Here is a 17,121-nt window from a genome sequence, read left to right as displayed (position 1 = left end):
CCTTACAATCACAAATCAAAAGGAGCCGAACAGTGATCGACACATTCAACCGAACCGGACCACTCATGGAAGCTGCAAGTTACCCCGCCTGGGCACAACAGCTCATTCAGGATTGCAGCGAGAGCAAACGCCGGGTTGTCGAACATGAACTCTATCTGCGCATGCGTGATAACAAACTCAGCGCCAAGACCATGCGTCAATACTTGATCGGCGGCTGGCCGGTCGTTGAACAGTTCGCGCTGTACATGGCGCAAAACCTGACCAAGACCAAATTTGCCCGTCATCCGGGTGAAGACATGGCGCGGCGCTGGCTGATGCGCAATATCCGCGTTGAACTCAATCATGCCGATTACTGGCTGAACTGGAGCCGTGCCCACGGCGTGAGCCTGGAAGATCTTCAGGAGCAGCAAGTGCCCCCCGAGTTGCATGCGCTGAGCCACTGGTGCTGGCACACCAGTTCGGCGGATTCACTGATCGTCGCCATTGCCGCCACCAACTATGCAATTGAGGGCGCGACCGGCGAGTGGTCGGCGCTGGTCTGCTCCACGGGCGTCTATGCAGCGGCGTTCCCGGAAGAGGATCGCAAGCGTGCGATGAAGTGGCTGAAGATGCACGCCCAGTATGACGATGCCCATCCGTGGGAAGCACTGGAGATCATCTGCACGCTGGCCGGAATGAACCCGACCAAGGCATTGCAGGCAGAACTGCGTCAGGCCGTGTGCAAGAGCTACGACTACATGTACCTGTTCCTGGAGCGCTGCATGCAACTGGAGACGGCCGAGCGGGCGCTTCACGGGCGAGAGCGGCGGGCGTTGGTCGAGAGCTGATTTTAGATAACACTGCGCAAAAAAATGTGGGAGTGAGCCTGCTCGCGATGAGGGTCTGACATTCAACGATGATGTTGACTGACAATCCGCTATCGCGAGCAGGCTCACTCCCACTGTTGTTTTGTGTTGTGGCTGAAAGCCTAGCCCGCCATTGCCAGGCGATTACGGCCTTCGCGCTTGGCCACGTACAGCGCGTTATCGGCGCGACGCAGCAGACTGTCGGCAGACTCGCCCGGCAGCAGGTTCGAACAACCGAGGCTCACCGTAAGTTCGATCAACTGGCCATTGGCGTTGTATTCAGCGGCTTGCGCGGCATGGCGCAAGCGCTCACCGACCATCGCCGCAGCCTCGCGACCAGTGTTCGACAGCAAGATCAGAAACTCTTCTCCGCCATAGCGGAACACCATATCGACATTGCGCAACTGGCCCTTGATCGATGCAGCAACGGCTTTCAGCACGATGTCTCCGGCGCTATGGCCGTGACTGTCGTTGACCCGTTTGAAGTGGTCGATATCCAGCATCAACACTGACAGCGGCTGCAAATGCCGGCGCGACATCTCGATCTCGCGTTGCAGCGTTTGCTCCATGGCAATGCGGTTGCCGGTCCCGGTCAGGGGGTCACGCAGCGCGCTTTGTGTGGCAGCACGATAGAGCAGGGCATTGCGCATCGGGTACAGCAATGCCGAGAGCAGCGATTCGAGGTTGCCTTGCTCCAGATCGCTGAACCGTTGATTGCGACGGAAGATCACCACGCCCATGTGCTCACCTTCGTGGCTCAGGCTATAGCTGACCGAGTGATGACCGCGCGCACCGAACTCCAGACGCAGGTCGCTGCCCTGATGCTCGTAGCTCAAGGCATCAAGCGGCACGAGGCGCTGAACTTCGCGGAAAAACAGACCGAGAATTCGTTGTGGCTCAAGGCTGGTTTGCAGTTGCAGGCTCAGTTGCTGGCGCAATTGCGCAAGACTGGTCGGACGCTCCAGAAGCGGAGGTTGTTGACCAAAGCCCAGGCGTTGCAATTTGGCACTGTCGAAGTCAATTGCATTGGTCTGGGAGGGTGATTTCATGTGGCGTGAGCCCCTAAGCACTAAGTCTGTCTTACAGGCTGGGTGAGAGCGGCTATGGGCTGCGCGTCGTACTGATCCATCAGTCCCGTAGGACGTTTGGCGTAAGTCTAGTCTGCCTGATGTCGATTAGTAAGCTATCGATTCAGGCGTCGCCCCATTGCCATCACGCGGCATGCTGTGAAGAAATTTAGAGCGAAAGTCGTGCCATTTGTTTCAAGTTTATTAAAGTCGTTATAAATCAATCAATTGCTGATTGATGGCTTCAATGCGCGCTGGTTATTTGACTAGGCTGTGCTGGTTTTGTGCGGCAATTGATTGCCGCGACGGGAAACCGCCACGGCAACAAAAGCGACGTATGGCATTACTGCGCGTTGAATGCCTGACCGTTGATGCCGGTGCTGTCCGGGCCCATCAGGTACAGGTAGACCGGCATGATTTCTTCCGGTGTCGGGTTGTTCAGCGGGTTTTCGCCCGGGTAAGCCTGGGCGCGCATGCTGGTGCGGGTGGCGCCCGGGTTGATGCTGTTGGAGCGAACTGGCGCGACGGTATCGACTTCGTCGGCCAGGGTTTGCATCAGGCCTTCGGTGGCAAACTTCGACACGCCATAAGCGCCCCAGTAAGCACGACCCTTACGGCCTACGCTGCTGGAGGTGAACACCACCGAAGCGTCCTGCGAGAGCTTGAGCAGCGGCAGCAGGGTGCTGGTCAGCATGAACATCGCGTTGACGTTGATCTGCATGACGCGCATGAAGTTTTCGCCAGACAGCTGTTCGATCGGCGTCCGTGGACCAATGATCGAGGCGTTGTGCAGCAGTCCGTCGAGGTGGCCGAATTCGGTTTCGATCATCGCTGCCAGCTCATCGTATTGATGGGGCAGGGCGGTCTCCAGATTGAACGGAATCACTGCTGGCTGCGGGTGGCCGGCGGCTTCGATTTCGTCGTAGACCTGACTCAGATTGGCTTCGGTCTTGCCCAGCAGCAGCACGGTGGCGCCGTGGGCCGCGTAGGTCTTCGCGGCAGCCGCGCCGATGCCACGACCGGCACCGGTGACCAGAATGACCCGATCCTTGAGCAATTCGGGGCGAGCGGAGTAATCAAACATAAAAACCTCACAATCCATTAATAGCTAAAAGATCGCAGCCTTCGGCAGCTCCTACAGATCATTACAACCCGTAGGAGCTGCCGCAGGCTGCGATCTTTTGACGTTGATCAGCAACTGCAGAGCGCGCTATCGAGCACCTTGCGCAACTCGGACGGGTGATCAACCACCACGTCCGCACCCCAATGCCGTGGGTTGTCGTCCGGATGGATGTAGCCAAAGGTCACGGCGCAGGTCTTGGTGCCGGCATCACGTCCGGACTCGATATCGCGCAGATCATCGCCCACAAACAGAACGGTCGATGGATCCAGATCAAGCATCTTGCACGCAAGGATCAGCGGCTCCGGGTCCGGTTTGCTGTTCTTCACGTGATCCGGGCAGATCAGCAGTGCCGAACGCTCAGCCAGCCCCAACTGCTGCATGATCGGCTCGGCAAAGCGCAGCGGCTTGTTGGTGACCACGCCCCAGATCAGATTGGCTTTTTCGATATCGGCCAGCAATTCGCCCATGCCGTCGAACAGTTTGCTGTGTACCGCGCAACCGACCAGATAACGCTCGAGGAACTCCAGACGCAACTCTTCGAAACCCGGCGATTCCGGGTCCATCGAAAACGTCACCGCGACCATGGCCTTGGCGCCGCCGGAAATCTCGTCACGGATGTGCTTATCGTTGATCGGCGGCAAACCACGATCCGCGCGCATCGCCTGGCAGATGGCGATGAAGTCTGGCGCGGTGTCGAGCAGGGTGCCGTCCATGTCGAAAAGGACTGCTCTGATGGCCATCGGCTTACTCCTCGCGCAGGGTCTGGATCATGTAGTTGACGTCAACGTCCGAGGCCAGCTTGTAGTGCTTGGTCAGTGGGTTGTAGGTCAAACCGATGATGTCCTTGACGGTCAGGCCGGCCATGCGGCTCCAGGCGCCCAGCTCGGACGGGCGGATGAATTTCTTGAAGTCGTGGGTGCCGCGTGGCAACAGCTTCATGATGTATTCAGCGCCGATGATGGCGAACAGGTACGCCTTCGGATTGCGGTTGATGGTCGAGAAGAATACTTGGCCGCCGGGCTTGACCATGCGGAAGCAGGCGCGGATCACCGACGAAGGATCGGGCACGTGCTCAAGCATTTCCAGGCAGGTGACGACGTCGAACTGCTCGGGCATCTCTTCGGCCAGGTCTTCGGAGGTGATCTGCCGGTATTCGACGCTCACACCGGATTCCAGCTGATGCAATTGCGCAACGGCGAGTGGTGCTTCGCCCATGTCGATGCCCATGACGGTGGCACCGCGCTGGGCCATGGCTTCGCTGAGGATGCCGCCGCCGCAACCGACGTCGAGAACTTTCTTGCCGGCCAGATTGACGCGTTCGTCAATCCAGTTGACCCGCAGCGGGTTGATGTCGTGCAGCGGCTTGAACTCGCTTTCGCGGTCCCACCAGCGATGCGCGAGGGCTTCGAATTTGGCGATTTCGGCGTGGTCGACGTTGCTCATGTTCATTTCCTCAAAACTTGAAAAATGCTGTAGTCCCGCAGTGTGCTGCGGGAGGTTTACGATTCGGTGTGGCCGCTGATGCGCTGGCCCCAGGCACGGGCGGTGGCGGCCAACTGTTGTTCATCCATACGTGTCAGTTGCCGGTCGTCGAGCAACTGTTTGCCGGCGACCCACAGGTGCTTCACGCAATCACGGCCGGTGGCATATATAAGCTGCGAAACCGGGTCATACACCGGTTGCTGCGCCAGCCCGGAAAGATCGAAGGCGACGATGTCCGCCGCTTTACCGATCTCCAGCGAGCCAGTCTGCGCTTCGATCCCCAGTGCTCTAGCGCCGTTAAGCGTGGCCATGCGCAAGGCGCGGTGGGCGTCGAGGGCGGTGGCCGAACCAGCGACCGCTTTGGCCAGCAGGGCGGCAGTGCGGGTTTCGCCGAGCAGATCGAGATCATTGTTGCTCGCCGCGCCATCAGTGCCGACTGCAACATTGACGCCAGCCTGCCACAAACGCTCGACCGGGCAAAAACCGCTGGCCAGCTTCAGGTTCGATTCCGGGCAATGGATCACGGTGGTGTTGCTTTCTACCAGCAACACCAGGTCGTCATCGCTGATCTGGGTCATGTGTACCGCCTGGAAGCGCGGCCCCAGCAGGCCTAGACGGCCGAGGCGGGCGAGTGGTCGCTCGCCGCGTTGCTCCAGCGATTGCTGGACTTCGAAGGCGGTTTCATGGACGTGCATGTGGATCGACGCGTCGAGCTCTTCGGCAATCACGCGGATTTTTTCCAGATTCTCGTCGCCCACGGTGTAGGGTGCATGAGGGCCGAAGGTGATCTTGATCCGTTCGTGATGCTTCAAGTCGCCGAACAGCTCGACGCCCTGACGAATGGCTTCATCGGCGTTGCTGGCGCCCGGGATCGGGAAATCGAGGATCGGAATCGCGATCTGCGCCCGGATACCGCTGTTGTGCACGCGTTCGCTGGCAACCTTGGGGAAGAAATACATGTCAGAGAAACAGCTGATGCCACCCTTGATCTGCTCGGCAATGGCCAGATCGGTGCCGTCACGCACAAAGTCTTCATCGACCCATTTGGCCTCGGCCGGCCAGATGTGATTTTCCAGCCAGGTCATCAGCGGCAGATCGTCTGCCAGGCCACGGAACAGCGTCATCGCCGCGTGGCCGTGTGCGTTGATCAGGCCCGGGGCGAGCAAAACATCCGGCAATTCGCGGATTTCAGTGGCGTTACACTTGAGCGCTTCGGCGCGCGGGCCGATAAACACGATGCGACCGTCACGGATGCCCAGGCCATGCTCCTTGAGCACAACGCCTGCGGGTTCGACGGGTACCAGCCAGGTCGGCAGCAATAATAAGTCGAGCGCAATGGCAGGTTTCGGCATCGAGGGTCGGTTCCAGTGCTTTTGTAAAGGATGGCGAAGTATACCCGAGCGTCTTCGCGGGGGGATCGCTATAATCGGCGGCTTTTGTTCATGAGTGCGGGGTTTGGGATGCGCGATCGACTGTTGGCTGCGGAGAAAGTTAAGGCCATCGATTGGCGTGACGGCGCGCTTTACCTGCTGGATCAGCGCATTTTGCCGTTCGAGGAAACCTGGATCGCCTACACCAGCGCTGCCGGTGTGGCTGAAGCGATTCGCTCGATGGTGGTGCGCGGTGCACCGGCCATTGGCATCAGCGCGGCCTACGGCATCGTCCTCGCGTTGCGTGCCCGACTGGCTGAAGGTGGCGATTGGTATGCGGCGCTGGAAGAGGATTTCGCCTTGTTGGCTGATTCGCGTCCAACGGCGGTCAATCTGTTCTGGGCGCTGGGGCGCATGCATGATCGGCTGGATCGTCTGAAAGACAACGCTGATCCGCTGGCAGCGCTGGAGGCGGAAGCCATCGCGATTCACGAAAGTGATCGCGAAGCCAACCTGACCATGGCGCAGCTCGGCGTCGATCTGATCCGCAAGCATCAGGGCAATGCACAGGCGATTCTCACTCACTGCAATACTGGCGCACTGGCTACCGGCGGTTTTGGTACGGCGCTGGGGGTGATTCGTGCGGCGTTCCTTGAGGGCATGGTCGAGCGTGTTTATGCCGATGAAACCCGGCCGTGGCTGCAGGGTTCGCGTCTGACTGCGTGGGAACTGGCCAACGAAGGCATTCCGGTGACGCTGAACGCTGATTCGGCCGCTGCGCACATCATGAAAACCAAAGGCGTGACCTGGGTGATTGTCGGCGCCGACCGCATCACGGCCAACGGTGACGTGGCGAACAAGATCGGCACCTATCAACTGGCGGTCAACGCCATGCACCACGGCGTGCGCTTCATGGTGGTGGCACCGAGTTCAACCATCGACATGCATCTGGCCAGCGGCGACGACATTCCAATCGAAGAACGCGACGGCAAAGAGTTGCTGGAGGTCGGCGGCAAGCGTGTCGGGGCTGATGTAGAGGCGTTCAACCCGGTGTTCGACGTGACGCCGGCGGATCTGATCGACGCGATCGTCACTGAAAAGGGCATCGTCGAGCGCCCGGATACCGCGAAGATGGCCCAGTTAATGTGCCGCAAACGCCTGCATTGATTGGCTGGAACGCCATCGCCAGCAGGCTGGCTCCCACAGAATCAGTGTCGATCACAAACCCTGTGGGAGCTAGCCTGCTAGCGATAAGGCCCTAAACGTCAATAAACATCCGTAATTCAGTCCTGAATTCTGCATTCCAACAAGCTCTGAGCTTCTCTCGTCCCCGTTAAGCCTGTCACCGGTCAACTTACTATGCTCCATGCGCATCTGGGGGATAGGTGCGTGGCGGCTCTTGTGATAACATCCGGCGTTTTCCGAGGCAGCCCCGCGGGGTTGTCTTTACTGCGCAAATCCGGGATCAAACTCGTTGATTTGTCGTAAGTCGGAGCCAGGCATCGAGCCTGCCCCGACGAGCTTCGTTGCTCCCCTATGGATATGGCGAAGTTTCACCAGAAAAAGGAATCAGGCTTCTCATGGGCGAACTGGCCAAAGAAATCCTCCCGGTCAATATCGAAGACGAGCTGAAGCAGTCCTACCTCGACTACGCGATGAGCGTGATCGTCGGCCGTGCACTGCCGGATGCGCGCGATGGCCTCAAGCCCGTGCACCGTCGCGTACTGTTCGCGATGAGCGAGCTGGGCAACGACTTCAACAAGCCGTACAAGAAATCTGCCCGTGTTGTCGGCGACGTGATCGGTAAGTATCACCCGCACGGTGATACGGCGGTGTACGACACCATCGTCCGCATGGCCCAGCCTTTCTCCCTGCGCTACCTGCTGGTCGACGGTCAGGGCAACTTCGGTTCGGTCGACGGCGACAACGCTGCGGCCATGCGATACACCGAAGTGCGCATGACCAAGCTGGCGCACGAACTGCTGGCCGACCTGCACAAGGAAACCGTGGACTGGGTGCCGAACTACGACGGCACCGAGATGATCCCGGCGGTGATGCCAACGCGCATCCCGAACCTGCTGGTCAACGGTTCCAGCGGTATCGCCGTGGGCATGGCGACCAACATTCCGCCGCACAACCTCGGTGAAGTCATCGACGGTTGCCTGGCGCTCATCGACAATCCCGAGCTGACTGTCGACGAGCTGATGCAATACATTCCGGGTCCGGACTTCCCGACCGCCGCGATCATCAACGGTCGCGCCGGCATCATCGAAGCCTACCGCACCGGTCGCGGCCGCATTTACATGCGCGCTCGCTCGACTATTGAAGACATCGACAAGGTCGGTGGTCGTCAGCAGATCGTCATCACCGAACTGCCTTACCAGTTGAACAAGGCGCGTCTGATCGAAAAGATCGCCGAGCTGGTAAAAGAGAAGAAGCTGGAAGGCATCACCGAACTGCGCGACGAGTCCGACAAGGACGGTATGCGCGTCGTGATCGAGCTGCGTCGCGGCGAAGTGCCTGAGGTGATCCTCAACAACCTCTACGCCCAGACCCAGCTGCAAGCCGTATTCGGTATCAACATCGTGGCCCTGATCGATGGCCGTCCGCGCATCCTGAACCTCAAGGATCTGCTGGAAGCCTTCGTTCGTCACCGTCGCGAAGTGGTTACTCGTCGTACCGTGTTCGAACTGCGCAAAGCCCGCGAACGTGGCCACATCCTGGAAGGTCAGGCCGTTGCCCTGTCGAACATCGACCCGGTCATCGCCCTGATCAAGGCTTCGCCGACGCCGTCGGAAGCCAAGGAAGCGCTGATCAAGACTGCGTGGGAATCTTCCGCCGTGGTCGCAATGGTTGAGCGTGCCGGTGCGGACTCTTGCCGCCCAGAGACTTTGGACGAGCAATACGGTCTGCGCGAAGGCAAGTACTTCCTGTCGCCAGAACAGGCGCAAGCCATTCTGGAACTGCGTCTGCACCGTCTGACCGGTCTGGAACACGAAAAGCTGCTGGCCGAGTATCAAGAGATCCTCAACCAGATCGGCGAGCTGATCCGCATCCTCAACAGCGCCGTGCGCCTGATGGAAGTGATCCGCGAAGAGCTGGAAGTGATCCGCGCCGAATACGGCGACGTGCGCCGCACCGAAATTCTCGATGCACGCCTCGACCTGACCCTGGGTGACATGATCCCGGAAGAAGAGCGCGTCGTGACCATCTCCCACGGTGGCTACGCCAAGACCCAGCCGCTGGCTGCGTACCAGGCTCAGCGTCGTGGCGGTAAAGGCAAATCGGCTACCGGCGTCAAGGATGAGGACTACATCGCTCACCTGCTGGTTGCCAATAGCCACACCACGCTGCTGCTGTTCTCCAGCAAAGGCAAGGTGTACTGGCTCAAGACCTACGAGATTCCGGAAGCGTCCCGCGCTGCCCGTGGTCGTCCGCTGGTCAACCTCTTGCCGCTGAGCGAGGGTGAATACATCACCACCATGTTGCCGGTCGATCTCGAAGCCATGAAGCGTCAGGCTGAGGAGGAAGAGGCTGAAGGCGTTGAGGCTGATGTAGAAGAAATCGAAAACAGCAACGAGACCGACGAAGAACGTCGTGCCCGTATCAAGGCTGCAGATCGCAAAAAAGCCCCGTTCATCTTCATGTCGACCGCCAACGGCACCGTGAAGAAGACGCCGCTGGTAGCTTTCAGCCGTCAGCGCAGCGTCGGTCTGATCGCGCTGGAGCTGGACGAAGGCGACATCCTGATCTCCGCTGCTGTCACCGATGGCGAGCAGGAAATCATGCTGTTCTCCGACGGCGGCAAAGTAACGCGCTTCAAGGAATCCGAAGTTCGCGCCATGGGCCGTACCGCTCGCGGTGTGCGTGGCATGCGCCTGCCAGAAGGGCAGAAGCTGATCTCCATGCTGATTCCAGAAGAAGGCAGCGAAATTCTCACTGCTTCCGCGCGCGGCTACGGCAAGCGCACGGCGATCACCGAGTTCCCTGAATACAAGCGTGGCGGTCAGGGCGTTATCGCCATGGTCAGCAACGAGCGTAACGGCCGTCTGGTCGGCGCGGTTCAGGTGCAGGACGGTGAAGAGATCATGCTGATCTCCGATCAGGGCACATTGGTGCGTACCCGTGTCGACGAAGTGTCGAGCCTGGGCCGTAACACCCAAGGTGTGACGCTGATCAAGCTGGCCAAGGATGAAACCCTGGTCGGGCTGGAGCGGGTTCAGGAGCCTTCGGAAATCGAAGGCGAAGAGCTTGAAGGTGAAGAGGGCGAAGAATTCGAAGGCACTGTCGTGATCGACGATGCTGTTGAAGACCAGCAACTCGACGCCGCAGCAGACGAAGAACCGCAAGAATAAGCGGACAACAAGGGGGCGGATGAAAATTCGCCCCCTTGTTATTTGTCCGGTATGAAATTTCGGCGCCCATGAAGATCCACATAAAATCAGCGCCGACTGATATGTGATACCACCAAATCAGAGCGAGATTGGATGTGAGCAAGCGAGCCTATAACTTCTGCGCCGGTCCTGCGGCGCTTCCTGAAGCTGTCCTGCAGCGCGCTCAGGGTGAACTCCTTGATTGGCACGGCAAGGGGCTGTCGGTCATGGAAATGAGCCATCGCAGCGATGAGTTCGTGTCCATTGCCAACCAGGCCGAGCAGGATCTGCGTGACCTGCTGAATATCCCTTCGAACTATAAAGTGCTGTTTCTGCAAGGTGGCGCCAGCCAGCAGTTCGCGCAGATCCCGCTGAACCTGCTGCCTGAAGGCGGCAGTGCCGACTATATCGACACCGGTATCTGGTCGCAGAAAGCCATCGAAGAAGCTTCGCGCTACGGTCACGTCAATGTGGCTGCGACCGCCAAGCCTTACGACTACTTCGCCATTCCCGGCCAGAACGAGTGGAAGCTGTCGAAAGACGCGGCCTACGTTCACTACGCGCCGAACGAAACCATTGGTGGTCTGGAATTCCAGTGGATTCCGGAAACCGGCGATGTACCGCTGGTTGCTGACATGTCTTCCGACATTCTCTCGCGTCCGGTCGATATCTCGCGTTTCGGCATGATTTACGCCGGCGCGCAGAAGAACATCGGTCCGAGCGGCATCGTCGTCAACATCATCCGCGAAGACTTGCTGGGCAAAGCGCGTTCGCTGTGCCCGACCATGCTCGACTACAAGGTCGCGGCCGATAACGGCTCGATGTACAACACGCCGCCGACGCTGGCCTGGTACTTGTCCGGTCTGGTGTTCCAGTGGCTGAAAGAGCAGGGCGGCGTCGAAGGTATTGCCAGGCTCAATGACGCCAAGCAGCGCACGCTGTACGACTTCATCGACGCCAGCGGCCTCTACAGCAACCCGATCAACAAGTCGGATCGCTCGTGGATGAACGTGCCGTTCCGTCTGGCTGATGATCGTCTGGACAAGCCGTTCCTGGTCGGCGCCGACGAGCGCGGCTTGCTCAACCTCAAGGGCCACCGTTCTGTGGGCGGCATGCGCGCCTCTATCTATAACGCCGTCGACATCAACGCCGTTAACGCGCTGGTGGCGTACATGGCAGAGTTCGAGAAGGAACACGGCTAATGTCCGAGCAAGAACTCAAGGCACTGCGCGTTCGTATTGACGCTCTGGACACCAAGGTCCTGGAGCTGATCAGTGAGCGTGCGCGTTGCGCCCAGGAAGTAGCGCGAGTCAAGATGGCCTCGCTGGCCGAAGGCGAAGTGCCGGTGTTCTATCGCCCTGAGCGTGAAGCTCAGGTGCTCAAGCGTGTGATGGAGCGCAATCAGGGGCCGCTGGGCAACGAAGAGATGGCGCGGTTGTTCCGCGAAATCATGTCCTCGTGCCTGGCGCTCGAGCAGCCGCTGAAAGTCGCTTATCTCGGCCCTGAAGGTACGTTCACTCAGGCTGCGGCGATGAAGCATTTCGGTCACGCGGTGATCAGCAAGCCAATGGCGGCGATCGACGAAGTGTTCCGTGAAGTGGCGGCCGGTGCGGTGAATTTTGGCGTGGTGCCGGTGGAAAACTCCACCGAAGGCGCGGTCAACCACACCCTCGACAGCTTCCTCGAACACGACATGGTGATCTGTGGTGAAGTCGAGTTGCGGATTCACCATCACCTGTTGGTCGGTGAAAACACCAAAACCGACAGCATCAGTCGTATCTACTCCCACGCCCAGTCACTGGCGCAGTGCCGCAAGTGGCTGGACGCGCATTACCCGAATGTCGAGCGCGTCGCGGTTTCAAGCAACGCCGAAGCGGCCAAGCGGGTCAAGGGTGAGTGGAATTCGGCGGCGATTGCCGGCGACATGGCGGCAGGCCTGTATGGTCTGACGCGTCTGGCCGAGAAAATCGAAGATCGTCCGGACAACTCGACGCGTTTCCTGATGATCGGTAGTCAGGAAGTGCCGCCGACCGGCGACGACAAGACTTCGATCATCGTGTCCATGAGCAACAAGCCCGGTGCACTCCATGAGTTGCTGGTGCCGTTCCATGACAACGGGATCGACCTGACCCGTATCGAGACTCGCCCTTCGCGCAGCGGTAAATGGACCTACGTGTTCTTTATCGACTTCGTCGGCCACCACCGCGATCCGTTGATCAAAGGTGTGCTGGAAAAGATCAGTCAGGAAGCAGTAGCACTCAAAGTGCTGGGTTCCTACCCGAAAGCAGTTCTGTAAGGGGCGGTAGTAAATGAGTGGCAATTTCCTCGCTCTGGCACAGCCGGGCGTGCAACAACTTTCGCCGTACGTTCCGGGCAAGCCTGTGGACGAACTGGCGCGTGAGCTGGATCTTGATCCGGCAAAGATCGTTAAGCTGGCAAGCAACGAAAATCCGTTGGGCGCCAGCCCTAAAGCGCTGGCAGCGATCCGCGAAGAGCTGACTGAACTGACGCGTTATCCAGACGGCAACGGCTTTGCGCTGAAGTCCCTGTTGGCCGAGCAATGCCGCGTCGAGCTGAACCAGGTCACTCTGGGCAATGGCTCCAACGATATTCTTGAGCTGGTCGCGCGCGCCTATCTGGCGCCGGGCCTGAACGCTGTGTTCAGTGAGCACGCGTTTGCGGTGTATCCGATTGCAACTCAAGCGGTCGGCGCGCAAGCCAAAGTGGTTCCGGCCAAGGATTGGGGGCATGACCTGCCTGCCATGCTCGCGGCAATCGACGCGAACACCCGCGTGGTGTTCATCGCTAACCCGAACAACCCGACCGGTACCTGGTTGGGCGCCGAAGCGCTGGACGAGTTCCTGCAAGACGTGCCGGAACATGTTTTGGTGGTGCTGGACGAGGCCTACATCGAGTACGCCGAAGGCAGCGATCTACCGGACGGCCTGGACTTTCTCGCGGCTTATCCGAATCTGCTGGTTTCGCGCACCTTCTCCAAGGCCTACGGTCTGGCAGCGTTGCGTGTCGGTTACGCGCTGTCGACCCCGGTGGTCGCCGATGTGCTCAACCGCGTTCGTCAGCCATTCAACGTCAACAGTCTTGCGCTGGCGGCAGCTTGTGCAGCGCTGAAAGACGAAGAATATCTGGCGGAAAGCCGCCGCTTGAACGAAGCCGGTATGCAGCAACTGCAAGCGGGTTTCCGCGAGCTGGGGCTGAGCTGGATCGAGTCCAAGGGCAACTTCATCTGCGTCGACCTCGGCCAAGTGGCTGCTCCGGTGTTTCAGGGCTTGCTGCGCGAGGGTGTGATCGTGCGTCCGGTAGCCAATTACGGCATGCCGAACCACCTGCGTATCACCATCGGTTTGTCGGTTGAAAACAGCCGCTTCCTCGAAGCGTTGCGTAAGGTTCTGGCTCGTGGTTGATGTCACTGCGCTGCAACCTGCTGCACCTATGATCGGTCGCCTGGTGGTGGTCGGTCTGGGGTTGATCGGTGGTTCGTTTGCCAAAGGCCTGCGTGAAAGTGGCGTGTGCCGCGAAGTGGTCGGGGTCGACCTCGATCCGCAATCGCGCAAGCTGGCGGTCGAGTTGGGTGTGGTTGATCGCTGCGAAGATGATCTGCAGGCGGCCTGTGAGGGCGCCGATGTGATTCAGCTGGCGGTACCGATTCTGGCCATGGAAAAAGTGCTCGCCCGTTTGGCCGGCATGGATCTGGGTCAGGCGATTCTGACTGACGTCGGCAGTGCCAAAGGCAATGTGGTGCGGGCGGCGACTCAGGCGTTCGGTGGCATGCCGGCGCGTTTCGTGCCGGGTCACCCGATTGCCGGTTCCGAGCAGAGCGGGGTGGAAGCTTCCAACTCCGAGCTGTTCCGTCGTCACAAGGTGATTCTGACGCCGCTTGAGCAAACCGATCCGGCCGCGCTAGCGGTGGTTGACCGTTTGTGGCGTGAGCTGGGCGCCGACGTCGAGCACATGCAGGTCGAGCGTCATGACGAAGTGCTGGCCGCGACCAGTCATTTGCCGCACCTGCTGGCGTTCGGTCTGGTCGATTCGTTAGCCAAGCGCAATGAAAACCTTGAGATCTTCCGGTACGCTGCGGGCGGTTTCCGCGATTTCACAAGAATCGCCGGAAGCGACCCGGTCATGTGGCACGATATCTTCCTCGCCAATCGCGAGGCTGTTCTGCGCACACTCGATACATTTCGCAGTGACCTCGACGCCTTGCGCGACGCGGTCGATGCAGGGGATGGGCACCAATTGTTGGGCGTTTTCACTCGCGCCCGGGTTGCCCGCGAGCATTTCAGTAAAATCCTGGCCCGCAGGGCCTATGTGGACGCTATGAATTCCAACGATCTGATTTTCCTGGCTCAACCTGGTGGCCGCCTGTCCGGTCGGATTCGCGTACCGGGTGACAAATCGATTTCCCACCGCTCGATCATGCTCGGCTCGCTGGCCGATGGCGTGACTGAAGTCGAAGGTTTCCTTGAGGGCGAAGACGCCCTGGCAACCTTGCAGGCGTTCCGTGACATGGGCGTGGTCATTGAAGGCCCGCATCACGGTCGCGTGACCATCCACGGTGTCGGCCTGCACGGTCTGAAACCGGCGCCGGGCCCGATCTATCTGGGCAACTCCGGTACTTCGATGCGTCTGCTTTCCGGCCTGCTGGCCGCGCAGAACTTCGATAGCACTTTGACTGGCGATGCTTCGTTGTCCAAGCGTCCGATGAATCGTGTGGCTAACCCGCTGCGCGAAATGGGCGCAGTGATCGAAACCGCAGCCGAAGGTCGTCCACCGATGACTATCCGTGGCGGTCACAAGCTCAAAGGCCTGACTTACACCATGCCGATGGCCAGTGCTCAGGTGAAATCCTGCCTGTTGCTCGCTGGTCTGTACGCTGAAGGCAAGACCACCGTTACCGAGCCGGCTCCGACCCGTGACCACACCGAGCGCATGCTGCGCGGCTTCGGTTATCCAGTCAGCGTCAATGGCGCCACGGCTTCGGTCGAGTCCGGCGGCAAGCTGACGGCAACGCACATTGAAGTACCGGGCGACATCTCGTCGTCGGCGTTCTTCCTGGTAGCGGCGTCGATTGCCGAAGGTTCCGAGCTGGTGCTGGAACACGTCGGCATCAACCCGACCCGTACTGGCGTGATCGACATCCTGCGCCTGATGGGCGCTGACATCACTCTGGAAAACCAGCGTGAAGTCGGCGGCGAACCAGTGGCTGACCTGCGCGTGCGAGCAGCTAAACTCAAAGGTATCGAGATCCCTGAAGAGCTGGTTCCGCTGGCTATCGACGAGTTTCCGGTGCTGTTCGTGGCTGCGGCCTGTGCCGAAGGGCGCACCGTTCTGACCGGCGCCGAAGAGCTGCGGGTCAAGGAATCGGATCGCATTCAGGTGATGGCGGACGGTTTGCTGGCGCTGGGCGTCAAGTGCGAACCGACCCCGGACGGCATCATCATCGACGGCGGCCAGATCGGCGGCGGTGAAGTGCATGGTCATGGCGATCACCGTATCGCAATGGCATTCAGCGTTGCTTCGTTGCGCGCTTCTGCACCGATCCGCATCCATGATTGCGCCAACGTCGCGACGTCGTTCCCGAACTTCCTCGCGCTGTGTGCGCAGGTCGGAATTCGTGTGGCACAAGAGGCTCAGTCGTGAACAACATGGCACCGGTCATCACCATCGATGGGCCAAGCGGTTCGGGCAAAGGCACGGTAGCCGGGATTCTGGCCAAGCGTCTGGGCTGGAATCTGCTGGATTCCGGTGCGCTTTACCGTTTGCTGGCGTTTGCTGCGCACAATCATGGTGTCGACCTGACCAATGAAGAGCTGCTGAAAAAACTCGCCGCTCATCTGGATGTGCAGTTCATTGCAGCGACCGACGGTCAGCTGCAGCGCATCATTCTGGAAGGTGATGAAGTCAGCGATGTCATCCGCACTGAAAGCGTCGGCTCCGGCGCTTCGCAAGTGGCTGCACTGCCGGCGGTACGCGAGGCGCTGCTGATGCGCCAGCGCGATTTCCAGGAGGCGCCGGGCCTTGTCGCTGATGGTCGCGACATGGGTACGGTAGTTTTCCCCGGTGCTCCGCTGAAGATTTTCCTCACCGCCAGTGCCGAAGAGCGAGCGCGCCGTCGATATTTGCAGTTGAAGGGCAAAGTCGAGGGTGTTAGTCTGTCGAGTCTGCTAGATGAGATACGTGCGCGCGATGAGCGTGACACCCAGCGAGCGGTAGCCCCGCTCAAACCGGCGGCTGACGCCATACAGCTGGATTCCACGGAATTGTCCATCGATCAGGTGCTGGAACGCATCATGAGCGAGATCGCCATTCGCGATATCGCCGGGTGACCAAGAGGGCCGCAGGGGACCAGTCATAGTTCTGCGGTGCTTCTTTCATATGAAACTAACCCACACCGTCTGGGGTGTGGAGATGGGCGTATCCTTCGCCCTCATTTACAGGAATTAAAATGAGCGAAAGCTTTGCGGAACTCTTTGAAGAAAGCCTAAAAACCCTGAACCTTCAGGCAGGCTCCATCATCACCGGTGTTATCGTTGATATCGATTACCAGGCTCGCTGGGTAACCGTTCACGCTGGCCTGAAGTCTGAAGCACTCATCCCGCTTGAGCAGTTCTACAACGACGCTGGCGATCTGACTATCAATGTCGGTGACGAAGTTCACGTTGCTCTGGACTCGGTTGAAGACGGTTTCGGTGAAACCAAGCTGTCCCGTGAAAAAGCCAAGCGCGCTGAGTGCTGGATCGTTCTGGAAGCAGCATTCGCAGCTGAGGAAGTGGTCTTTGGATTTTTGTACGTTAAGTTTTATGTAGTCTTGTCTGTGGTTGTTATCGGGTTTGGTGTTTTATT

14 protein-coding genes are annotated in these 17,121 nt (G+C 59.3%); 9 read left to right on the top strand and 5 right to left on the bottom strand.

Going from position 1 to position 17,121, the window contains the following annotated elements; all coding sequences use genetic code 11:
- The first annotated feature begins 65 nt into the window (after nt 1-65).
- Nucleotides 66-827 (top strand): TenA family transcriptional regulator, encoded by a 762-nt coding sequence (locus tag ACIOZM_RS16745; RefSeq protein ID WP_401215843.1) that lies wholly within the window; start codon nt 66-68, stop codon nt 825-827.
- A gap of 140 nt (nt 828-967) precedes the next feature.
- Here ACIOZM_RS16745 and ACIOZM_RS16740 read toward each other — a convergent pair whose 3' ends face one another.
- The 5 genes from ACIOZM_RS16740 to ACIOZM_RS16720 form a co-directional block, all read right to left on the bottom strand.
- Nucleotides 968-1,894, bottom strand: a complete 927-nt coding sequence (locus tag ACIOZM_RS16740) for a GGDEF domain-containing protein (protein WP_401215842.1) — start codon at nt 1,892-1,894, stop codon at nt 968-970.
- 361 nt (nt 1,895-2,255) lie between these two features.
- Nucleotides 2,256-2,996 (bottom strand): YciK family oxidoreductase, encoded by a 741-nt coding sequence (locus ACIOZM_RS16735; RefSeq protein WP_401215840.1) that lies wholly within the window; start codon nt 2,994-2,996, stop codon nt 2,256-2,258.
- A gap of 107 nt (nt 2,997-3,103) precedes the next feature.
- Entirely contained in the window at nt 3,104-3,775 is a 672-nt protein-coding gene (mupP, locus tag ACIOZM_RS16730; protein WP_401215838.1) for an N-acetylmuramic acid 6-phosphate phosphatase MupP, read from the bottom strand.
- A 4-nt stretch (nt 3,776-3,779) separates the two neighbouring features.
- Nucleotides 3,780-4,478 (bottom strand): bifunctional 2-polyprenyl-6-hydroxyphenol methylase/3-demethylubiquinol 3-O-methyltransferase UbiG, encoded by a 699-nt coding sequence (ubiG, locus tag ACIOZM_RS16725; protein WP_401215836.1) that lies wholly within the window; start codon nt 4,476-4,478, stop codon nt 3,780-3,782.
- A gap of 56 nt (nt 4,479-4,534) precedes the next feature.
- A complete protein-coding gene (locus ACIOZM_RS16720; protein ID WP_401215834.1) occupies nt 4,535-5,869 on the bottom strand; it encodes a TRZ/ATZ family hydrolase in 1,335 nt (444 codons plus the stop codon).
- Nucleotides 5,870-5,977: 108 nt separating this feature from the next.
- Here ACIOZM_RS16720 and mtnA point away from each other — a divergent pair, with 108 nt between their 5' ends.
- The 8 genes from mtnA to ACIOZM_RS16680 all read left to right on the top strand — a co-directional run.
- On the top strand, nt 5,978-7,054 hold the full coding sequence (gene mtnA / locus ACIOZM_RS16715; RefSeq protein ID WP_401215833.1) for an S-methyl-5-thioribose-1-phosphate isomerase: 1,077 nt from the start codon (nt 5,978-5,980) through the stop codon (nt 7,052-7,054).
- Nucleotides 7,055-7,467: 413 nt separating this feature from the next.
- On the top strand, nt 7,468-10,242 hold the full coding sequence (gyrA, locus tag ACIOZM_RS16710; protein ID WP_401215831.1) for a DNA gyrase subunit A: 2,775 nt from the start codon (nt 7,468-7,470) through the stop codon (nt 10,240-10,242).
- Between the two features lie 134 nt (nt 10,243-10,376).
- Entirely contained in the window at nt 10,377-11,462 is a 1,086-nt protein-coding gene (gene serC, locus ACIOZM_RS16705; RefSeq protein ID WP_401215829.1) for a 3-phosphoserine/phosphohydroxythreonine transaminase, read from the top strand.
- Entirely contained in the window at nt 11,462-12,556 is a 1,095-nt protein-coding gene (gene pheA / locus ACIOZM_RS16700) for a prephenate dehydratase (RefSeq protein WP_028620536.1), read from the top strand. The genes serC and pheA overlap by 1 nt, the downstream gene beginning before the upstream one ends.
- Before the next feature lie 13 nt (nt 12,557-12,569).
- Complete coding sequence (hisC, locus tag ACIOZM_RS16695; RefSeq protein ID WP_401215827.1) at nt 12,570-13,682, top strand: histidinol-phosphate transaminase; 1,113 nt, start codon at nt 12,570-12,572, stop codon at nt 13,680-13,682.
- Between the two features lie 28 nt (nt 13,683-13,710).
- Complete coding sequence (locus ACIOZM_RS16690) at nt 13,711-15,918, top strand: bifunctional prephenate dehydrogenase/3-phosphoshikimate 1-carboxyvinyltransferase (RefSeq protein WP_401215961.1); 2,208 nt, start codon at nt 13,711-13,713, stop codon at nt 15,916-15,918.
- A 5-nt stretch (nt 15,919-15,923) separates the two neighbouring features.
- Entirely contained in the window at nt 15,924-16,604 is a 681-nt protein-coding gene (gene cmk, locus ACIOZM_RS16685) for a (d)CMP kinase (RefSeq protein WP_401215959.1), read from the top strand.
- A 119-nt stretch (nt 16,605-16,723) separates the two neighbouring features.
- Nucleotides 16,724-17,121: S1 RNA-binding domain-containing protein (locus tag ACIOZM_RS16680; protein ID WP_401215825.1), on the top strand; the 398-nt coding region annotated here is incomplete at its 3' end.

The sequence above is a fragment of the Pseudomonas sp. NPDC087346 genome (genome assembly GCF_044744235.1).
Classification (GTDB): domain Bacteria; phylum Pseudomonadota; class Gammaproteobacteria; order Pseudomonadales; family Pseudomonadaceae; genus Aquipseudomonas.
The sequence above is the reverse complement of the archived record's forward strand: the minus strand, read 5'-3'. Positions and strand labels throughout refer to the sequence as shown.

Bases quoted from the DNA above. Each gene is read 5' to 3' on its own strand.
- ACIOZM_RS16740 (WP_401215842.1), bottom strand. From the start codon at position 1,894: ATGAAATCACCCTCCCAGACCAATGCAATTGACTTCGACAGTGCCAAA.
- ACIOZM_RS16745 (WP_401215843.1), top strand. From the start codon at position 66: ATGGAAGCTGCAAGTTACCCCGCCTGGGCACAACAGCTCATTCAGGAT.
- pheA (WP_028620536.1), top strand. From the start codon at position 11,462: ATGTCCGAGCAAGAACTCAAGGCACTGCGCGTTCGTATTGACGCTCTG.
- ACIOZM_RS16690 (WP_401215961.1), top strand. From the start codon at position 13,711: ATGATCGGTCGCCTGGTGGTGGTCGGTCTGGGGTTGATCGGTGGTTCG.
- cmk (WP_401215959.1), top strand. From the start codon at position 15,924: ATGGCACCGGTCATCACCATCGATGGGCCAAGCGGTTCGGGCAAAGGC.
- mupP (WP_401215838.1), bottom strand. From the start codon at position 3,775: ATGGCCATCAGAGCAGTCCTTTTCGACATGGACGGCACCCTGCTCGAC.
- gyrA (WP_401215831.1), top strand. From the start codon at position 7,468: ATGGGCGAACTGGCCAAAGAAATCCTCCCGGTCAATATCGAAGACGAG.
- ACIOZM_RS16720 (WP_401215834.1), bottom strand. From the start codon at position 5,869: ATGCCGAAACCTGCCATTGCGCTCGACTTATTATTGCTGCCGACCTGG.
- ACIOZM_RS16735 (WP_401215840.1), bottom strand. From the start codon at position 2,996: ATGTTTGATTACTCCGCTCGCCCCGAATTGCTCAAGGATCGGGTCATT.
- hisC (WP_401215827.1), top strand. From the start codon at position 12,570: ATGAGTGGCAATTTCCTCGCTCTGGCACAGCCGGGCGTGCAACAACTT.
- mtnA (WP_401215833.1), top strand. From the start codon at position 5,978: ATGCGCGATCGACTGTTGGCTGCGGAGAAAGTTAAGGCCATCGATTGG.
- ubiG (WP_401215836.1), bottom strand. From the start codon at position 4,478: ATGAGCAACGTCGACCACGCCGAAATCGCCAAATTCGAAGCCCTCGCG.